Annotated in this window: 13 protein-coding genes; 7 read left to right on the top strand and 6 right to left on the bottom strand. The window is 58.7% G+C overall.

Features of this window, described 5'->3' with window-relative positions; translation table 11 throughout:
- Window positions 1-240 precede the first annotated feature (240 nt).
- Complete coding sequence (locus EC9_RS09690) at window positions 241-1092, bottom strand: Spy/CpxP family protein refolding chaperone (protein WP_145344459.1); 852 nt, start codon at window positions 1090-1092, stop codon at window positions 241-243.
- Window positions 1093-1351: 259 nt separating this feature from the next.
- Here EC9_RS09690 and EC9_RS09685 point away from each other — a divergent pair, with 259 nt between their 5' ends.
- Window positions 1352-2599, top strand: coding sequence for a coiled-coil domain-containing protein (locus EC9_RS09685; protein ID WP_145344456.1), 1248 nt, complete (start codon window positions 1352-1354; stop codon window positions 2597-2599).
- 120 nt (window positions 2600-2719) lie between these two features.
- Complete coding sequence (locus EC9_RS09680; protein WP_145344455.1) at window positions 2720-5719, top strand: secretin N-terminal domain-containing protein; 3000 nt, start codon at window positions 2720-2722, stop codon at window positions 5717-5719.
- 236 nt (window positions 5720-5955) lie between these two features.
- Here the strand turns inward: EC9_RS09680 and EC9_RS09675 are convergent, their stop codons facing one another.
- The gene (locus EC9_RS09675; protein WP_145344453.1) at window positions 5956-8904 is read right to left on the bottom strand and encodes a YCF48-related protein; all 2949 of its coding nucleotides are present in this window, start codon (window positions 8902-8904) and stop codon (window positions 5956-5958) included.
- A 60-nt stretch (window positions 8905-8964) separates the two neighbouring features.
- Entirely contained in the window at window positions 8965-9345 is a 381-nt protein-coding gene (locus tag EC9_RS09670) for a fluoride efflux transporter FluC (RefSeq protein ID WP_218934703.1), read from the bottom strand.
- 265 nt (window positions 9346-9610) lie between these two features.
- Between EC9_RS09670 and ilvB the strand changes: the two genes are divergently transcribed.
- From ilvB to pgl, 5 genes are all read left to right on the top strand, one after another.
- A complete protein-coding gene (ilvB, locus tag EC9_RS09665) occupies window positions 9611-11386 on the top strand; it encodes a biosynthetic-type acetolactate synthase large subunit (protein WP_145283771.1) in 1776 nt (591 codons plus the stop codon).
- Between the two features lie 218 nt (window positions 11387-11604).
- Complete coding sequence (lepB, locus tag EC9_RS09660) at window positions 11605-13464, top strand: signal peptidase I (RefSeq protein WP_145344449.1); 1860 nt, start codon at window positions 11605-11607, stop codon at window positions 13462-13464.
- A 74-nt stretch (window positions 13465-13538) separates the two neighbouring features.
- Window positions 13539-14390: an LPS export ABC transporter ATP-binding protein gene (lptB, locus tag EC9_RS09655; RefSeq protein WP_231746066.1), complete on the top strand. Its 852-nt coding sequence runs from the start codon at window positions 13539-13541 to the stop codon at window positions 14388-14390.
- A gap of 27 nt (window positions 14391-14417) precedes the next feature.
- Entirely contained in the window at window positions 14418-14660 is a 243-nt protein-coding gene (locus EC9_RS09650) for a hypothetical protein (protein WP_145344448.1), read from the top strand.
- Complete coding sequence (gene pgl, locus EC9_RS09645; protein ID WP_145344446.1) at window positions 14657-15394, top strand: 6-phosphogluconolactonase; 738 nt, start codon at window positions 14657-14659, stop codon at window positions 15392-15394. Before EC9_RS09650 ends, pgl begins: the two co-directional genes overlap by 4 nt.
- 55 nt (window positions 15395-15449) lie before the next feature.
- On the opposite strand, the gene EC9_RS09640 is transcribed toward pgl, so the two are convergent.
- The 3 genes from EC9_RS09640 to EC9_RS09630 form a co-directional block, all read right to left on the bottom strand.
- Window positions 15450-16547, bottom strand: a complete 1098-nt coding sequence (locus EC9_RS09640; protein WP_246106044.1) for an acyl-CoA dehydrogenase family protein — start codon at window positions 16545-16547, stop codon at window positions 15450-15452.
- Window positions 16544-17899, bottom strand: a complete 1356-nt coding sequence (locus EC9_RS09635) for a dicarboxylate/amino acid:cation symporter (protein WP_145344444.1) — start codon at window positions 17897-17899, stop codon at window positions 16544-16546. The genes EC9_RS09640 and EC9_RS09635 overlap by 4 nt, the downstream gene beginning before the upstream one ends.
- Window positions 17900-18113: 214 nt before the next feature.
- Entirely contained in the window at window positions 18114-19136 is a 1023-nt protein-coding gene (locus EC9_RS09630; protein ID WP_145349074.1) for a DUF1559 domain-containing protein, read from the bottom strand.
- Window positions 19137-19626 lie beyond the last annotated feature (490 nt).

The raw sequence follows: 19626 nt of genomic DNA, 5'->3' as shown, positions 1-19626 counted from the left end.
GGGACAGTAATTCGTCTGCTTAATGATTGCTGATTCACAATCTATGGCAAGGTGGGGTATCGGCACCGGCACCGTAAACGCATTAGATTCTTTGCGGTTTCGAAATGCCTGCATTTACCGACGGCGCGACACCTCGGCCAACCTACCCACTCGCCGACCAACGCAAAAGATCCTTGTCTCAGCGCGGGCTGAAACAAGGATCCGATGATTTATCTTGGGGGCTAGCTCCCGGCGAGCGAGCTATTCTTGCGAGGATTCGGGGCGTTGGCGATCGCCACCGCGTCGTTGCCCGCGTCCTTCGCCGCCTCGTTGGGGGCGTCCGCCGCGACCACCAGCCTCACCGCCGCGGCCACCAAAGGCTCGCTCGGGCAGTTCGAACTTTTCCCCTTTCAGCTTTTCAAAGTTGGCTTGTTGTTCGGTCGACAAAACCGCCAACAGGTCTCCTTCGACGCTCTTTCGCAGTTCTTCAACTTGAGCTCGCATCGCGTCGCGGTCGGGACGCTCTCCCCCCTGGTTGCCACCGCGACCTTGCCCCGCAAACATCTCCTGCATCTTTTCTCGCATCTTGGCTTGCGAAGCGGTTTGGGCTTCGGTCAGCTTGCTCTTTTGTGCGTCGGTGATCTTCAACTCGGTCGTGACGTAATCGGAGAACAATGCGTTGATCCCCGTCATTTGAATTGCGATCTCACGCAAACGATCCAGTTGCGGCGGTAGCAAGATCTGTTCCAACATCGCGTTGGACTCTTCCATCTGCGCTTCCCGCTCCTTTTGCATCTTGGCCATGAATTCGCCCCGCTCCTCTTCGGACATGTTGCGGAAATCGGGGCGATCTTGGCCGCGGCGATTGTTTTCGCGATCGTTCAACTTTTTCAAAGCTTCGATCTGGTCGGGCATCAATTCGATCTCCTCGCGCACCTCTTCGGAACGCAACGCCCCGGCAACGGGCAAGTGCTTGCTGGCACCGAACCCCGCGCCACCGCCGAAACCTCCACCACGGCCGCCGCGGCCACCACCAGGCTGGGCCAAAACGGGGGCTGCGAACAGCGCGATGGCTGCACAAACAAGCAACGAATTTTGAGATCGAACAAGCATGGGAAGACTCCAATCACATCAAGGTTCACGCTGGTCGTGAATCGACTCAGCTGAATAGGTTTGTATTTACTTCCGTTATTAACCGCCGCCGCGACGGCGGGTTTCGATGGTTTTCAACAAATTTGTCAATCCTTGTCCGCTTCCCCGCTCGCGGGCGGTTGAGTTTTCGTTTGCTTTGCGGATCGAATCGACGCAAAATGGCAATTCATTGCCGCTTATCGATCCGTACCTCGCAATTCGCGTTTTGGGAGTTCTCTCCGTGTCCACCTCTTTTCGTTCGCTACCGCGTGCTGTTTCCGGCCTCGCACTGCTCATCTTGGCCGCAAGCGCGGCGGATGCCCAATACCAAGCCCTCGCGCATGGCGAACGCATCATTTCGGTGGGCCCCCCGATCGAGTCGCAGCCCTCGTCAGTCGATTCGTCCGACGGGTCGCCCGCCCCTCCCTGCACCATCGATTGTGAACGGGCGGCGAATCGAGCCGCCGATTCCCCTTCCCAGGCTCCGTTGGGGAAATCGGTGATGCAGATGAATCCCCCCGAAAATGCATCCGCTCGCCCCGACGCTCCCGCTGCCAAGCCCGCCGAACTTCCGGGCCCTCGCGATCTGGCCGCCGAACTCCGCGAAGCGACTTCGAAATTTGAACACGAAATGAAGCAAGCCAAACAGCAGATCGACTCGCTCACACAGCGCCTTCAAAAGAGAGAACAAGAGGCCGCGGCGAAGCAAATCGACACACCACAGGTCGAGCAATTGCAGTCGACGATCGCTGCGATGCGGCGGGAGCATGCCAAGGAACTCTCCGCAGCGGATGCCCGTTTGAAGACTTTGGTCGATGAAGTCTCGGTCGGACTGGCGGCAACACGCAAAGAAAATCAAGCGCGCGAGCTAGCTTTAAAGTCCGAACTGACAAAGCAGACGCAGTCGATCGCCAAAAAAGTGGAAGCGGCAAAAGCCGAGGCGGCTCAAAAGTTGAAGGCGATGCAGGAACAGAGCGAGCAATTGGAAGCGGCGAAGAACGCGCTGGTTCAGCGGACGGAGTCATTCGCCAAGCAAGCCCAAGCTGCGAAGTTGGAAGCGGCTGCGAAGGCAAAAGCGAATCAAGAGTTGGCGATGCAGCTCGACGCGGCCAAACAACAACACGCTCAACAGGTTGTCAAGTTCACCAAAATGGCCGAAGTCTCGAAAGCTCAAATGATCGAACAATCGAAGGCCGTCGACGCGATGAACAAACAAGTTCGAGAGCTGCGGGCGGATCTGGCGGGCAAGACGGAAGCTTTGGAAAACAACATCAAAACGTCGGAGCTGCTAGAGAAAAAAGCAGCTGCGTTGGAGAAGGAACATCAGGCGGCGTTGGATCAGCTGAAACAGGCGAACAAGAAAAACGAATCGCTGCAACGGCGGCAGAAGGCGCTCGAAAAGGAACTGACCGCGTTGAAGCGGCAGCGCGATGCCGACCGCCCCAGCGACAAAAAACGGAAGCCAAAGAAGAAACGCGACGACAAATAGCCAGGCTTTTAGATAAATCTGTGTCGCTGAAACATCTCCCGTTCCAGCGACTCCTCGGCTCCCCACTCTCCTGCCAACGCAGCCTCTAGCTGCACTCGAATTTCCCACGGACCGAATTTCATGATATATCTGACCTCCGAAAGGCAATTCGCGAGTGTCTTAACGAACTTCATCAAGCTCGCTCTGCTGGTACTGTTCGCGGCGTCAACATTTGTCTCCCCGCGTGCCTTCGCTCAAAAGAACGGGGCTGCCCCCGTGGTGGCTCAATCTGCGGCCAAGCAAGCGGACAGATCGAAGCCCCAACCCTCTGGAACCTCCAACGGATCGAAAGAGTCGAAAGAGGGTAAGCCGGAGGACAAAGACAAAAAGTCCGAAGGCGACGAGGCTAAGCCGCCCGAAGTGGTGATGCGACCGGGCGAACCGCCTGTGCCCCCCGATCCGAAGGAGTTCGAACAGCGCCCCGATCCCGATGGGCGGATCCGTTTCCGATTCCGAAACCAGCCTTGGCCCGACTTCTTGCAATGGCTCAGCGATGTCGGCGGTTACAGCCTCGATTGGCAACAGATGCCCGGCGGGTATCTGAACCTGATCACCTACCGCAGCTACACGATCACCGAGGCCCGCGATCTGGTCAATCGGTTGCTGTTGGATCGCGGCTACACGATGCTGCTGCGCGGCCAGGTGCTGTCGATCGTGAAGATCGACAAACTCGACCCCAGCATGTTGCCTCGCGTCGAAGACGAAGCGGAACTGATGGACCTGTCTCCCTACGATTTTGCCAAGATCACCTTCCCGCTGCCGACCAAACTAAAAGCCGAAGCGTTGGCGGCGGATGTCAAATCGCTGCTGAGTCCCAACGGAAAGGTGCAACCGCTGGTCTCGTCGAACCGGTTGTTGGTGATCGATGCGGTCGCCAACCTCCGCGATGTCAGTCGATTGATCAACGCCGAACACGCCGCCGCCGATTCGCATCAGGTGCCACGCGAATTTCATATCCGATACGTCCGCGCCGACTACGTCGCCGATCAAGTCATGATCCTGCTGGGCTTGGACCCCTCGTCGCGCCGCAGCCCCAACGAATTGCAAGTCGAACAGCAGCGGTTGCAGTTATTTATGCAGATGCAGCAAAAGGGAAAAGACGTGACGAAGTTCCTGCGAGGCGACAACGCTCCGCAGGTATTTGTGACGGTGAACAAACGGGTCAACAGTATTCTGGTCAATGCCCCCGCCGACGTGTTGATTCAAATCGAACGAGCGATCGAGCAACTGGATGTCCCCAGTGGATCGGCTGGCGGCAGCCTCGTCACTGGCGAACCGGGGGAAACCGGTGGCCTTGTCGAGATGCGGCGGTACGCCTTGGTCAGCCTCAAGCCTGAATCGGTCGTGACCGCGCTCAAAGAGATCGGCGATCTCGACCCGCGAACGATGCTGCAGATGGACGCCGATGCGAAGGTGATCTTCGCCAGCGCAACGGTTCGAGATCATGAAAAGATCAGCGCGATCATCGACAAACTGGATGGTTCGGGACGCGAGATCGAAGTCATTTGGTTGAAGCGTCTCCCCGCCGACCAAGCGGCCGTCACGATCCATAATCTGTTGATCGGTAAGAAAGAGGAAGACGACTCCAATCGCAACAACTATTACTACCGGCGATATGGAGGTGGTGGGGACGATGACGATAAGCCCGATTCGGATTTCCGTGTCGAAGCCGATATCGAAAATAATCGCCTGCTGCTGTTCGCGAACAAAGCCGAACTCGAAGCCGTCAACAACCTGCTGGTCAAGCTGGGCGAACTGCCCGGCGACAGCGGCAATCCGAACACGATCCGGGTGCAGGATTCTCGCGGAGCCAAATCAACAGCCGATCTGATTCGCCAGTTGCAGCAATTGTGGCCCGCAACCGCCAATCCGATCCGCGTCGAAGGAGAATTGCCGGCGGTGGAAGAGGAGTCCGAATCGTCGCCATCCGACGACGATCAGCCTGCGGATTCCGCAGAACAAGACAACGCCAGGACGACCGCGGTGCCAAAGCGCCCGCGAGTGCAGACCGCTGTTTTCATGCGACCGCTCGGCGCGCAAGACTCCACTGAAAACGCAACTCAACCGCCCGCCAGCAACGAGAAAGCGGCCGCTGGCGACGCGAAGAATACGGGGAACGAAACGTTGCCACCGATCACGATCTCGATCGCCAACGATGGCCGCTTGATCTTGAGTTCTCAAGACACCGCGGCGCTCGACGCCTTGGAAGAGTTGATGCAGCGACTCGCCCCGCCTCCCAAGAAACACCGCGTTTTCTATCTGCAATACGCCTTGGCGTCGCTCGTTAAATTGAACCTCGACGAATACTTCGAGGACGAAAAATCGACCGACAGCAGCGACAATTGGATGCGTGCCTGGATGGGCATGGACTTCAAGGAAGAGTCGAAGAACAACGGTCTGGCCAGTCGTCGCCCCGTCCGGTTCATCTACGACATCGATACCAATTCGATCCTCGTCCGCGATGCCACGCCGCAGCAGATGGAGACGATTGCGGAGTTGATCGAAATCTACGACCGCGCCCCTTCGGAAGAATCGATCAGCGCCCGCCGCCTAAAAGTTTTTAAGCTCGAATACTCCGACGCCAACGTCGTCGCAGCGACGGTAAAAGATGTCTTCCGCGACCTGTTGTCCTCCAAAGATAAAGAGTTCGCCGGCGGCGGCGACAAGGAGAAACAGAGCTCGGGATCGTCGCGGACGTTCCGCATTTTCGGTGGCAACGACGATAAGGACAGCAAGCCGACGAAAGTCAAAGCGTCGTTCGAAGGTGCCCTGTCGGTCGGTGTCGATGCGCTCTCCAACACGATCATCGTTTCGGCGCAAGAGGAGTGGTTGCCCGCGATCGAAGAGATCATCCAATACATGGACCAAAACGCCAAACCCGACACGACCGTCGTGGTTCAATCGTTAAGCGTTCCGATGGATGCCAAGTCGATGCAGACTCTGGCCGACCTGCTGCGTCCCTGGCCTGGAAACCAGAAGCCCGAAGGAAATCAGCCAAGCAAACAGGGGAAGGAAAAGCCGAACAACAAGCAACAGCAACCCCAACAAAACGCCACACCGAAACCCAACAACGATTCGTGATTCTCAAGGAACACGCACCAGCCGCGGAGCGGCGATCGCATAAAGCCTGGCGGCGCCAGCCCCAGGCCGGCAAATGCCCCACGCATACGCGCATCCGATTTACAAGCAAGCGCACCAGCCGCGGAGCGGCGATCGCATATAGCCTGGCGGCGCCAGCCCCAGGCACTCAAACACCTACGCCTACTCGACCGCGACGCCGCTACTCAAACACCTACGCCATCACCGCGGCGACGCCGTTACTCAAACGCCAAGGCCTGCCATCCGGTGGGCGAACACGAGATCGGCGAATCGGCGACTTCGTTTGGCTGTAACGTTTTCAGCCGCACGAACCAGACATCGCCGGGAGCGACCGGCAGGCTGCAGAGATCTTTTCGGCGGATCGCCAGTTCGGCATTCCATTGCCCGTCGTGATCGGTCGTTTTGACGAACCACATCGGTTGCCACTGCGCAAATCCGTTGCAGGTATCCCGACAACGGCCGCTGCGATCGATCTCCAACTGGTAAGTCGTCAACAGATCGCGGTCGACATCGATCTGCAAGCTCAACCGCTGCACCTGATCGAGGTCTGCATCGCGCTGCCGCAGCGACGCCGGTTCGGTCGGTTCGGTGCCGGGAAAGCCATCGGGAATCGCAATGTAGATATAGTCGGCGTCGTAGCCGACGCGCAATGGTGTCGACGAATCCTTGGGACCGGCTGGCCCCCAAAACGTCTCGTCCAGCCGACCGTCGAGCACGGGCCGGTTGGTGCTGAAGACCGCCCGCACCCCAGCCGATTGCCTAGTCCCCTGCTGAGCGGCCAATTGGTCGCGAGCAAGCGTCTGCCACGGGCCGGCACTCAACGCTGCCGACAATCGCTCGAGACCGGAGATCAGTGCCGGGCTGGCGGCTTCGCCCAACACGCCCACTTGCGATATCAAGCGGATCGGCTGCTGACGCCAGATCAGGTCGGGGGTCTCCGTTTCGCGGATCGTTCGCTTCGATTGATCTTCGCTACTGCTGGCCAACACCACCGGTTGGGTTTGTTCGAACGGCGATCCATACGCGACGGGCGAGGCCCGTTTGGTCCGTTGGGCGAGGCTCGCCGATCGGCTCAAACCTTGCGGCAATCGCGTCCATTCCTCGCTGGCATCGATCGACGCTAACATCAGATCGGCCCAATGACCAATGGAACTCTCGGGAACCAACGCCGCCGTCTCGCGCAGCGCCTCGCGATAGAGCGCCGGCTCGCCATGCTGATGGCACTGCAAGACCAACCGCCGCATAAATCGTGGACGATCCGACGGACGGATCTGAGCCGTCAATTGTTTCAGCCTCGACGCAAACAATTCCTTGGCGTCGTCGGCCACCGAACAGGCATCGATTAAATGTTGAATCCATTCGCCATGCCGAGTCCGCGGTTGCAGCCCCGCCAATTGAGATCGGCTGCCATGCGGCGGTAACCGTCGCGACAACCCGCCCGCACCGATCGGCAACCGATGCAACAACGATTCGATCGACTGGACGCTCGCTTCGCGATCCAACAAGCGGTCGGCGACCATCACATCGGCCTGACTTTGACCGGGCGACACGACCGACAGCGCCTCGGCCCACGCCTCCCCCACGACCACTCCCGCCGCAGGCAAGATCGCCGACGGATGCACGACCACATCGCCGCGTTCCCCAGCATGCACATGAAAGACCCGCGCGACCGTTGGGCTTGCCGTCGCCGATTGCAACCACGCGGATCGCTGTTCGGCGGTCAAATCGTCTCCCAGTACGACCACGGCAGGCTGAGCAGTTTCCAACGACTGGGCGATCGCTGCGCGGTAGGCTTGCCGATCGGCAGATTCCACGATCGCAAGCAATTCGCAACCGCCCACGTCGCTCACCCCCTGCAGCACCAATTCCGCAGTCGAATTTTTCAACGGATCGGACGACCGTTCGCCTTCCGATTCGTGGATCACCGCCATCGATCGGTAACCGTGCTCCAAGGATGTAGCGACAATCATCGACCAAGCTAAATCGCGAGCCCTTCGGCTGACAAACAGCGCTGCGGCGCGACGCGGGCCGCCACGCTGCGTCTGCCACGTCAGGCCGCCGTCGGCGGTGTGCAAGATCGTTCCCATTCCACACGCGGCCCATCCCTTTTGATCATCCAGGAAGTGAAGATCGTGGATCGGCGCGGTGATCCCGCTGCCGACGGCAACGATTTCGTTTTGAGCTGTCTTGCGAAAGATCTTGTCTCCCGGAACGCCCGCCATCCAAACCTGGCCGCCGTCGCTGGCCAGGCACCGAAAATCGTAGCGGCTGATGTCGACAGTCGTCGCTTGCCGGTTCAGCGGTCGCCAACTGCGGCCAGCATCGCGACTGAAGGCGACAGCACCCTCATGACCGGCCAACCACTGCTCGTTTGCGGTCGCCGTGATGCACTGCATCCGGCGATCGGAGAAGACCGGATCGGTTGGCGCTTCGGGTCGGTCGCTGCGAAACAGCATCCCCGATCGGTCCAGCGTCAACATCGCGCCGCCGGCCATCGCGATCGATCGAATCGCTTGGGATTCGGATCGCGGAACCGGCTGCCACGAACGGCCGGCGTCGTAGGTGATGAAGACCGATCCCAAGTGGACCGGCGACCAATCGCCCGCGGCAATCGCCGTCCGCCGCGAGGTGAATTGCAGCTGCCGAATACGAGGCAGTTCGTTTTCCAAACGCTCCCAAGTTTTGCCGCCGTCCTGGGTTTGCAGCAACACGCCGCGGCTGATCTGCGTATCGCTCTCGTACCAACCGCCCGCAGCCCAACCCTGTTGCGGATCGATAAACTGCACGCAGTCCAACCGGCAACCGACGCCACTGTCCTGCGCCAACCAATGTTCGCCTCCGTCGGGCGTGTACCAGATGACGCCGCGGTCACCGACAGCCCAGCCCTGCTTGGCATCGATGAAACAGATGCTCCGCAAGGAGGCATCATCGCGCAAGCTCTCCCGTTTTTCAGTCGCTGGCGGATCGGCGGCCTGCAGTTGCGGAGGCTGCGGTATTGCAAAAACTGCCGCCAGCAGCAGCAGCCCTAACACAAGAACAACCGATCGCGGGGATCGGCTTGGCCGCTGGGCGTGCCAAGCGGCGGCGGCGCCCGGTTGCGCATGCTGTGGCGCAAGCGATGGATCCGAAGTCACAGCGGTCTGTTGAATCGGTGCGTTTGCAGTCATGAACTTGTTTGAATCGTTGACGAGTGGTTGGAATGAACTTGTTCGAGAGCTGTCGATAGCTCAGGTGTAGAGGGCTCGGATGCCAAAAATTCCCAGGCAAACCGCTCCGATACCCAGCACGAGGTTTGTGGTCACATAGGCGGCGGCGGGGCCCAAGCCATCTTTTTCTGCGAAGACAACCGCTTCGTAGCCGAAAGTCGAAAAGGTGGTCAGGCCACCCAAAAGCCCCACGCGAATCGCCAACTGCAGGCGATCTGGCATGCTGGTCCCCAGGATCGTCGCTTCGGCCAAGCCGCCGATCAACAGGCATCCCAGCACGTTAACGGCGATCGTTCCGGCGGCACCCAGCCCTAAGGCGGTTGTGGAGGCCAATGTGACCAAGAATCGCAAAGCGGAACCGATGGCACCGCCGGCGGCGACGGCAAGAACGTCAGCGAGCATGGCGAACCCTTCGCGGCGAATGCTTGTCCGTTCCATCTTTCGGACAATTCGGAGTCACCGGCGCATTGGGAATCGCGTCGGCAGGAGTCAAATGCCTGCTGAGATTGACCGGCATTAGCCCTCTCCAAATCAAGAATCATTGTGTAAACTGACCGAGCAGGCGATCTGCCTGCGCGTCGCATAGATTCGATGTTTTGATGACTTCGTGTAAATGCCAGTTCGTTCGAACAGACCACTACACCCCCAAATGAGCGAGACGTTTTAGATGAGTACAGCTAGCACCAAATCCGACTCACAGCTGATGACAGGTGCGGATATCCTAGTCAAATCGCTGGTGGATCATGGTGTCGACGTCCTGTTCGCCTATCCCGGCGGGTGCAGCATGCCGATGCATCAATCGCTGACGAAATTCGGGACCGAAGTTCGCACAATCCTGCCGCGCCACGAGCAGGGTGGCGGTTTTGCAGCTCAAGGTTACGCCCGCAGCACCGGCCGCGTCGGAGTTGTGATGGCGACCAGCGGTCCCGGAGCGACCAACTTGGTCACCGCGCTTGCCGATGCAAAACTCGACAGCATTCCGATGGTTGCGATCACCGGCCAGGTTCCGACCGGCGTGATCGGCACCGACGCGTTCCAAGAGACTCCGATCGTCGAAGTCTGCCGCGGAATCACCAAGCATCATTATTTGGTCACCGATCTGAAAGATCTGCCTCGCGTGATGAAAGAGGCGTTCCATATCGCGACCACCGGCCGTCCGGGCCCCGTTTTGGTCGACATGCCTAAAGACGTTCAAATGGCGTCGATCAGCGTCGAAGAAGACGTAGAGATGAATCTGCCGGGCTATTTTGCCGAAGCACCAAAGGTTGCTCCCGAAAAGGTTCGCCAAATCGCTGCGGCGATCAAAATGGCGAAGCGACCGATGATCTACGCCGGTGGCGGTATCATCGCTGCAGGTGCTAGCCCTCAGTTGCGTGAACTGGTTCGCAAAACCGGGATCCCAACCACGATGACCGTAATGGGACTCAGTTCGTTCCCGAACCAGGACGAACTGTCGATGGACATGCTGGGCATGCACGGATCGGCTTACGCCAACTATGCCGTTCGCGATTGCGATCTGTTGATCGCGTTGGGCGTTCGTTTCGACGATCGCGTGACCGGCAAACTGGCCGAATTCGCCAAGCACGCCAAGATCATTCACGTCGACATCGACGCTTCGGAATTGAACAAGAACAAACCGGTTCACATCCCAGTCAACGCGGACGTTGCCGATACGCTGAACGAACTGCTGAAGATCGTCGAAGCCCCCACCGACATCAGCCAATGGGTCGCCGACTGTAAGGCCCTGAAAGCCAAGTATCCGTTCAAGTACGACGAATCGTTTGACGGCATTCTGCAACAGCATGCCATCCGCACTCTGTCGAACCTGACCAAAGACCGCGACACCTATGTCTCGGTGGGCGTTGGTCAGCACCAGATGTGGGCGGCTCAGTTCTTCCAGTTCAACAAGCCACGGACTTGGGCTTGCAGCAGCGGATTGGGCACGATGGGCTTCGGTCTGCCTGCGGCGATGGGAGTTCAAGCGGCAAACCCCGACGCATTGGTGATCGACATCGATGGCGACGGCAGTTTCCAGATGAACATCCAGGAACTGGCGACCTGTTTCTGCGAAAAGCTGCCTGTGAAGGTCCTGTTGCTGAACAATCAGCATCTGGGAATGGTGGTTCAGTGGGAGGATCGCTTCAACGAACGCAACCGCGCCCACACCTACTTGGGCCCGATCGATCACGAAGAAGCTCGCGGTAAGAGCAACGTCGATCGCTTCGCCTACGCTCAGAAGCGTTATCCCGATTTCGTCGGGATCGCCAAGGGATACGGCTGCGGTGCGGCCACGGTCAGCAAGAAGTGCGACCTCGAAGGAGCCCTCTTGGAAATGATCAACTACGACGGTCCTTATCTGTTGGATGTCGAAGTTCCTTACCAAGAGCACGTGTTGCCGATGATCCCAACGCAGCACACCGTCGACGACATGATCCTGGAATAAGCCCAGGCGATTCAGTACCGCTGGCGTAGGCATCGCTGGCGGATCAATATTTGGCTGTCGCCCCGATCGAATGATCGGGGGCGACAGCCTTTTTTCGCATCGATCTTGGATCGGCGGCCTATTAGCTAGCACGTCGCAGGCCGCGCGAGAATTCAAGTTTCTCTAAACTGCCACTTCCGTTACACTACCGGCCAACGGATCATCCAGCGGAAGTCACTATGAATGCAGCATTGAGTAAGAAGAAGCGATCGGCTCGCGACAGCGAGACTGCCGATGCGAAACCAAATCAATCGTTTCGCGAGACGGTAGAATCGATCGTCGTGGCGATCATCTTGGCGCTGCTGTTCCGCGCGTTTGTCGCCGAAGCCTTCGTGATTCCGACAGGTTCGATGGCCCCGACTTTGATGGGGACGCACAAGGATATCTATTGTCCGCACTGCGGTGAGAACTATCGCACCGGGGCGAGTCTCGAGCTGCCCGACCGCAACACCGGCATGGTCGTTGTTGGCACGATCTGTCCCAATTGCCGATCCGAAACGCCACTGGATCTGGAGGGGAACCCAAACGACGCGACCTTCTCGGGCGACCGAATTTTGGTCAGCAAGTTTTCGTACGCGTTTGGTAAACCGGAACGCTTCGACGTCGGCGTCTTCAAGAATCCTGGCAACGCCAAACAAAATTACATCAAACGGATCGTGGGGCTGCCCAACGAAACCGTCCAGATCACCAACGGCGATCTCTACATCCGCCCCGATGGATCGCAAGATTTCAAGATCGCCCGCAAACAACAACTCTCCAAGCTGTTGTCGATGAGCCATCTGGTCCACGACTCGGCGCACCAGTCGAAAGAATTGTTGGACGCGGGATGGCCGCTGCGTTGGCAACCCTGGGATGAGGGAGCGACTTCGCCGCCGGAAAACTCTTGGAAGACGCGAGCCGACACCGGCGGGATGACAGCCAAGATCGACGCCGGCCAATCTGAAACGCGTTGGCTGCGGTACTATCACGACTGGCCCGGCACCGATGCGTGGGACAAAGCCCGGAACGGGATCAAGCTTGATAACGCCCGTCCCTACCGCGTGCTGCCGATCACCGACTTTTACGCCTACAACGGCTACCTGACCGTGCCGCGTTGGAAGGTCTACGACGAACAGGGCCAGTTCCTCAGTTCGTATCGTTCGGGGCAGAGTCTTTCGCAGTTTGGCGATGTCCAGCAGGGAGCCTACAGTCGGATGGGCGCCCACTGGGTCGGCGATCTGTTGATGGAGATCAACATCGAAACCGAACCGGGCGAAGGTGCACTCGATCTGATGTTGGTCCGCGCGGGCGTCGAGTATCGCTGCACGATCGACCTTACCTCCGGCGACGCGACGCTGAAAATTGTCGACGGCGACAAACAGCATCCCTTCGATCCGCCAGCCGGACAGGCCAGCGACGATCCAGCGGCGCTGCAGTCACCCGTCGGACAGACGACAGCGCGAGCGGGAGATCGGATCGATATTCGCTTCAGCAATTACGACGACGAACTGCGGCTATGGATCGATGGCGACGAGGTCCTTTTCGATCGGCCAACGACCTACGACAGCCGCAGCTATCGAACGCGGGAAGAGGATCGCCCGTACTGGACCGCCGAAAATCCATTGGATGGTGCTCCGTTGGCGATCGGCGTCTCGGGCGTTGCCGCGACGCTGAACCATGTCCGCGTATTGCGCGACAAGTACTACATCGCGTTGCCAAAGCAATCGCGTTACGGCAGTGCGTTTAATGATTACTCAAGCGATCACGGCGTCGCCAACGACCCGCGCAGCGTAGGCCGCATCTTGGGAAATCCCGAGGACTGGGGCACGACCAAGCTGTGGGCCGCTCGCCGTTCGCAAGAATACACGATGGACGAAGGGCAATATTTCCCCTTGGGCGACAACAGCCCCGAGAGTGCCGATGCCCGGGGCTGGACCGGCAAGCACTTTGTTCCTCGCGACCTGTTGGTTGGCAAAGCGGTCTTCGTCTTCTGGCCTCACCCCTGGAATACGCCGGTCCCCTTCACGCCTAACTTTCGCCGCATGAAATTGATCCATTGATCCCCGCGCCGTCGAACCCCGACGACGCGCTGCGACGTTGAACTCCGCAAACTCCATTGGCAAGGATGCCGAACATGTCACTAGCGATTCTCGAAGCGATCGATCTTCATAAAACGTATGGTCGCCGCAAAGTCGTAGACGGTGTGAACCTGCACGTCAACGAAGCGGAGATCGTTGGCCTGCTGGGCCCCAACGGTGCCGGTAAATCGACAAGTTTTAAGATGATCTGCGGGATGGTCGATCCCGATCGAGGCCGTGTCTGCCTGGGCGGCGAAGAGGTCACCGATTGGCCGATGTTTCGCCGTGCCCGCGACGGCGGGATGGGATATCTGCCGCAGGACTCCAGCGTTTTCAAGAAGCTGACAGTCGAACAGAACATCCTGGCGCTGTTGGAATTGCTGGGACACAACCGCAAGCAACGGCAGGCCCGCTGCGAGGAACTGCTGACCGAATTCAGCATCACCCACATTCGCAAATCGCGTGGCGGAAAGCTCAGCGGTGGCGAACGCCGCCGACTGGAGATCGCCCGCTGCCTCGTATCCAACCCCCGGATCATCCTGTTGGACGAACCCTTTGCCGGTATCGATCCGATCACGGTGCAATCGATTCAAGGCGTGATCCACCAGCTGCGAGATTCGGGGATCGCCGTCTTGATCACCGACCACGCAGCACGCGAGATCTTGAGCACCGTCGATCGATGTTACGTGATCGCCAAAGGCCAAGTGTTGGTCGACGGAACGCCCGACGTTGTTAAGCGTCACCCGCAAGTGCAAGCCGAATATCTTGGCGACTTGGACGCCGCCGAATCGCACGGGCAAAGCAGCCAAACCCTGCGACACGATTCCCCCGCTCCAGCCGCCGCCGCTCCTCCCGCTAGCTCGGGACTGTTCAAATCCTCCGCCCCCCGCCGCCGCACCGACGTCTAATCGCGCCGCCAGGATCGCAAGACAGATTTGAAACGTTTGCGGATTGCGGCGAATCGAAATACGAAAGACGCCAACCTCTCTGGCAAATACCTGCTTATGGAGGTTGATGTATCTTTTGCCGCTGCAAAAAAGTGGCTTAAATACGGAGTGTTCCGCGACCTTCCGGTCGCGCCGATTGCAAACATTCGCATCGACTCCCACTTCGCACTCCGTGTTCAGAGCGAAGCGAATCGATTCTTCATTGACGTTCAGGACCTAACGAAATTATGACTAAACCGACGCTCGGATCGCTCGAAGTTTTTGACGACATCGCCAGCATCAGCCGCCAGGCTTGCGACGACCTGATTCCGCTGTGCTGCGACGCGATCGCCGCTCGCGGCGTCTGCCGGATCGCGCTGGCTGGCGGTTCGACGCCGAAGCTGCTGTATCGATTGATGGCCGAGAACCAACAGGCGTTCGATTGGGCCAAGATCGAATTGTTCTGGGGAGACGAGCGGAACGTGTTGCCCGAGGACGACGACAGCAATTTCCGGATGGTCCGCGAGGCGATGTTGGATCACGTGCCGATTCCCGAGGCGAACGTCTTCCGCGTGCCGATCGATCCAGCCGATCCCGCGGCGACGGCGCTTCAATATGAAGCGACGTTGAAGGCGCAGTTCGGCGGCGATTCACTCCAGTGGGACCTGGTGCTGCTGGGAATGGGAGACGACGCGCACACCGCGTCGCTCTTCCCACAAACGACAGCGATCGACTCGAGCGACCGTTTGTTTGTCGAAAACTGGGTTGAAAAGTTTGATACCTTCCGTCAAACGCTAACCGCTCCGGCGATCAATTCCGCTCGCAACGTCTGGTTCCTAATCGGTGGTGCCGGGAAGCGCGAAGCGCTGCAACACGTCTGGGGCGATCGACAAGCTCCGGCGGAATTCCCATCGCAATTGATCCGCCCGTCGGCCGGCAAGTTGCGATGGATGATCGCTATCGATGCGATGCCAGAAACGGCGTAGCGCAAGAAGGATGGAAACCATCGCGGCGTCCCGCGCCGCGACTCCTGCTAGCGATTTATTCGATCCCCGCCAATTCGCACAGGTGCGCGTTGGCGATCGGTTGCGGGCAACTCCAAACCAGGAAGAAGAGCGCTTCGCGGCACCATCGTCCGGCGGGATGTCCCTGGACAAAGCCGGCTCCTTTGGCTGCCGTCAACGCCGCCTGAGAGGCTCGTAGCGCCAACCGATTGGCCCGGCCACGGAGATCGGCAGTCGAACAGACCTGGTTGCCGCTGGCGACACTCAACAGATCGACTTCTAAATTGCGGACCTCGGTCTGCAGTTGCTCGGCGACCGGAAGCAGGGCTTCGCGTTGTTGCGCCTCGGCCGTCAGAAAATCGACAGCCGCCTTCGATAGCCCAATCGCCAGAGTCGACGTTTGCAGACCGCCCGTCCCCGCGCCGACGCCTTGACTCATCACATCTTCGATCGGTCCGGCGATCAAATCGTCGGGGCCGATCGCGACATCTTGCAGATCGACGCGATCGGTCGCGCTGGCCGAAAGGGCAACCAATGGGATACCGGCTTGCGCGGCAACGCCTGGGCGATCGGTGGGGACCGCTGCCAACAATTGCCGGCCGTCGTCGAGCGTCGCCCCAACAACAATCACATCCGCATGCGCCCCACCCGTTACCCAGGGGCTGTAACCCGACAAGCGATAGCCGTCGCCGACAGCTTCAGCTCCCAGCACCGGCGTGCTCAGATGGCGGCGACTGGTCGTCAGGTGACTGATTCCGACCGTCGCAAATTGACTGCCATCCAACAGCGGCGGCAGCCAGCGTTTTTGAAGGGCTTCGTTTTCGCAGCCTTCGATCCGGCGGCAGGCTCCCATCCGTTGGGTGATGATAAACGTGGTCGTCAGATCGGCAGCGGCCAACCGCAGATAACCTCGCGTTTGATCGGCGTCGGACCATCCGAACCCGCCCGCGGTGGTCGGCATAAACCAACGAAAGACTCCCGCCGCGGCACACAGTTGCAACTGCGCCGCGGGCCACTCGCCACTGCGGTCGGTCTGGTCGGCGAGCGTCTGCAGCCGATCGCACAAGGCGTCCATCGCGGCGGAATCGGGAGCCTGCACGACTTCGACGGCTGCATTGTCTGCGGGTTGATTCATTGAGGCTGCTCCTTCGTCAGGACTTCGCTTGCCGTCGGATCGTGGTCGACGGACGGATCGTGAAGCATGCCGACGCTTTTGGCAATCAGCATCGCCACGGTCGCGTCGCCGGTCACGTTCACGGTAGTCCGACACATATCCAACAAACGGTCGATGGCGAAGATCAACGCCAGACCTTCTTCGGGGACGCCAATCGCGCCCAACACGATCACCAACATCACCATCCCGGCACCCGGCACGGCTGCGGAACCGATCGAAGCCAGGGTGGCGGTCAAGACGATCGTGACTTGATCGCCGAGGGTCATGTCGATGTTATAGGCTTGAGCGATGAACATCGCGGCGACGGCTTGATACAGACTGGTGCCATCCATGTTAACGGTCGCTCCGACGGGCAGCACAAAACTGGCCACCTCTTCGTCGACTCCCAGATGCTCCTGCACGCGTTCCATCGTCACCGGTAGCGTCGCGGCGCTGGAGCTTGTCGAAAAGGCGAGCAGTTGTGCCGGCGAGATGCCACGGAAAAACGAGACATAGCTGCGGCCGGTGAAGATCACAACCAAGGCTGGATAAAAGACAAACGCCATCAGGCCCAGCCCCAGAAGGACGCAGAAGGCGTAGACCGAAAGGGCGATCAACAGGTCCGAACCCGGAGCGTCGACGATTAATGCACTCAACAGCGCGAAGACGCCAAAGGGGGCTGCCAGCATGATCAGATCGACTAGCTTGAGGATCACTTCGTTTAAGCCGTCGAAGAAGTCTTTGACCGGTTTGGCCGAATCCTTCGGGATCAGGATCAGGCCGATTCCAAAGAAGACGACAAAAAAGATCACCTGCAACATGTTCCGATTCGACGACGATGCGGAGAAGATGTTGTCCGGGACGATGTCGACCAGCGGTTGCAACGGCCCCTGCGACTTGGTCGCCGCAGCTTCGGCTTTGATCTTGTCGATCTGTTGCGATTGCCCTTCGCCGCCGGGACCGCCACCGGCGCTACCCAGCAGATCGTTGCGGGTCTGTTCGGTGATCGAACGTCCCGGAGCAACCACGTTGGCAACCACCAGCCCCAACGTGACCGCGACGATGGTCGTGCACAGATACAACAGGATCGTGCGACCGCCCATCCGCGAGAATTTGGAGATGTCCTGCAGATCGGAGACGCCTTTGATCAGCGAGGTGATGATCAAGGGGATCGCGATCAGTTTCAGCATGTTGACGAAGATCTGCCCAAACGGCTTGATCCAGTTCGTCGTGAATTCGGTCCAGCCGAAGTGAGACGCCAGCAGCCCAAAGAGTAGCCCGGCGAGCATGCCCAGAAGAATTTGCCAATGGAGGGCAAGACGAGGTGACGACATCGAGGGCTCGTTGGATTTGGGGTGGGAAACGCTGTGATCGTTGAGCTATACGCTATCGAATCTGTCGCGATTTGCAAGCAAGCCGCCGCCGCGCCAACGCAGCGGAAACGAAAAACAGCGGGCCGAATCGATTCGGTCCGCTGTCGAGGTGTGCAATGGTCGATCGCGGGACATCACAGGGGGTGAACCGCCGCGATCTCTACCGTTGTTCGGGTTACGGCATTTGGAAAGGTTGGCCGTCGTCGCGAGCGATCATCTTTTCGAAGACGCTGTTGACCAAGGTTGGGTCGGCATTTTGCTGAAGCGAGTTGCCGCTGAACTCAACCGTTTCGGTGACGAACTTCACGCTGCCGTCAGCCAGTGCGAACTGGGCTCCGCCGGGATGGTAGCTCGAAAAGCTGACATTGGCGACGTCTTGCACATCGAGGCTGTAGTTGATTCGGCCGCGCGAGGTTCCAACCGCCGAACCGATCGATTGATTTAGAGCCGCCACGGTGGTGGTGTCAGTGTGACGAACGCCAAACACATTCGCCGCTGCGTCGTAGAGGACTGCTCCGCTGGTGGAAACCCTGTGTTGCCAGCGACGTTCCCCGAACAACAGCGTGTTGGAGGTACCGTCGGTGATGTCGCGGAAGCGGACGCCGGTGTTCTCCAGGAATAGGCCTTGTCGCCCACTGCCCGAGGTGCCACCCGATACTCCGCCCATCGTCCCATTGATGATCACGTCGCCGATGGAGTTGGTGCCGATGTAATTGCTCGAGGCGACCTCGATGTCAGCCGCTGCCGTATCGCGCAACGTGCGATAGGTTTGGTTGTTGAGATCAGGGGCGACATCCGAAGGACACTTGAACGTACTGATCGGAATCTGCATCAACGCACGCGTTGTGGCATTGTTTAAATCCGTCGCGATGCGGGTGCCCCCGACGTCTAATTGATCGTGCAATGGCGCCTGCTCGATAAATGGCAAAATCAAAGCCCCCCAACTCCACTTTGATTCGGCGGTCGTCATCGTAGGGAGCGATTGCTTGACCCAGCCGGTCGGAAACGTTTTGTAGGTGTCGTGGTAGTTGTGGCAAGCCAGAGAGACGTTCTTAAGGTTGTTGCTGCATTGCATGCGGCGAGCTGCTTCGCGAGCGGCTTGGACCGCGGGCAACAACAAGCCGACCAAAATACCGATAATAGCGATAACAACAAGTAGTTCCACTAGGGTGAAACCAGTTCGAATTCGTTTTGGCATCAAATGATGCTCCGTTAAAAAGGGACGTTAGCGACCGAGCCTCGAGGCGCGAAGTGCAGACCTTTAGCCAGTGCTTCTGTGAACAAGGAACAGCAATCCAATGCGTGCCAAGCAAGGAATTCAAAAAGGCACGCATCCTGACTCGCTCCGCTGAAGAAGCGGGCGAATCCTACCGGGCAATCTCATGTAGGAGAGATCGTTGAATAGTCAACGAACGAAACAGACCGGCTGGTACCGTCAAGCTTGACGGTTTCGTAACAGCTTGTCTGATCCATTCTAACATTCAACCGCGTTTCGGCGAACAAGTTTCTGTGAAATGAACAATTTTGGTTACTTTGAGAACGCGCGTCGTAGCAGTTTGTACTGCGATTAATTTGTGATAATTCGAAAATTGCGCAAGCTTCTGCGTCGCAGAGCGTTAGACGTCTCGACGCCCATTGAGAACGCGAGACATTTGGTTGTAACGCGCTGCAGTGCCGTGGGCCGTTCT

Source organism: Rosistilla ulvae (assembly GCF_007741475.1).
Lineage (GTDB): Bacteria > Planctomycetota > Planctomycetia > Pirellulales > Pirellulaceae > Rosistilla > Rosistilla ulvae.
The sequence above is the reverse complement of the archived record's forward strand: the minus strand, read 5'-3'. Positions and strand labels throughout refer to the sequence as shown.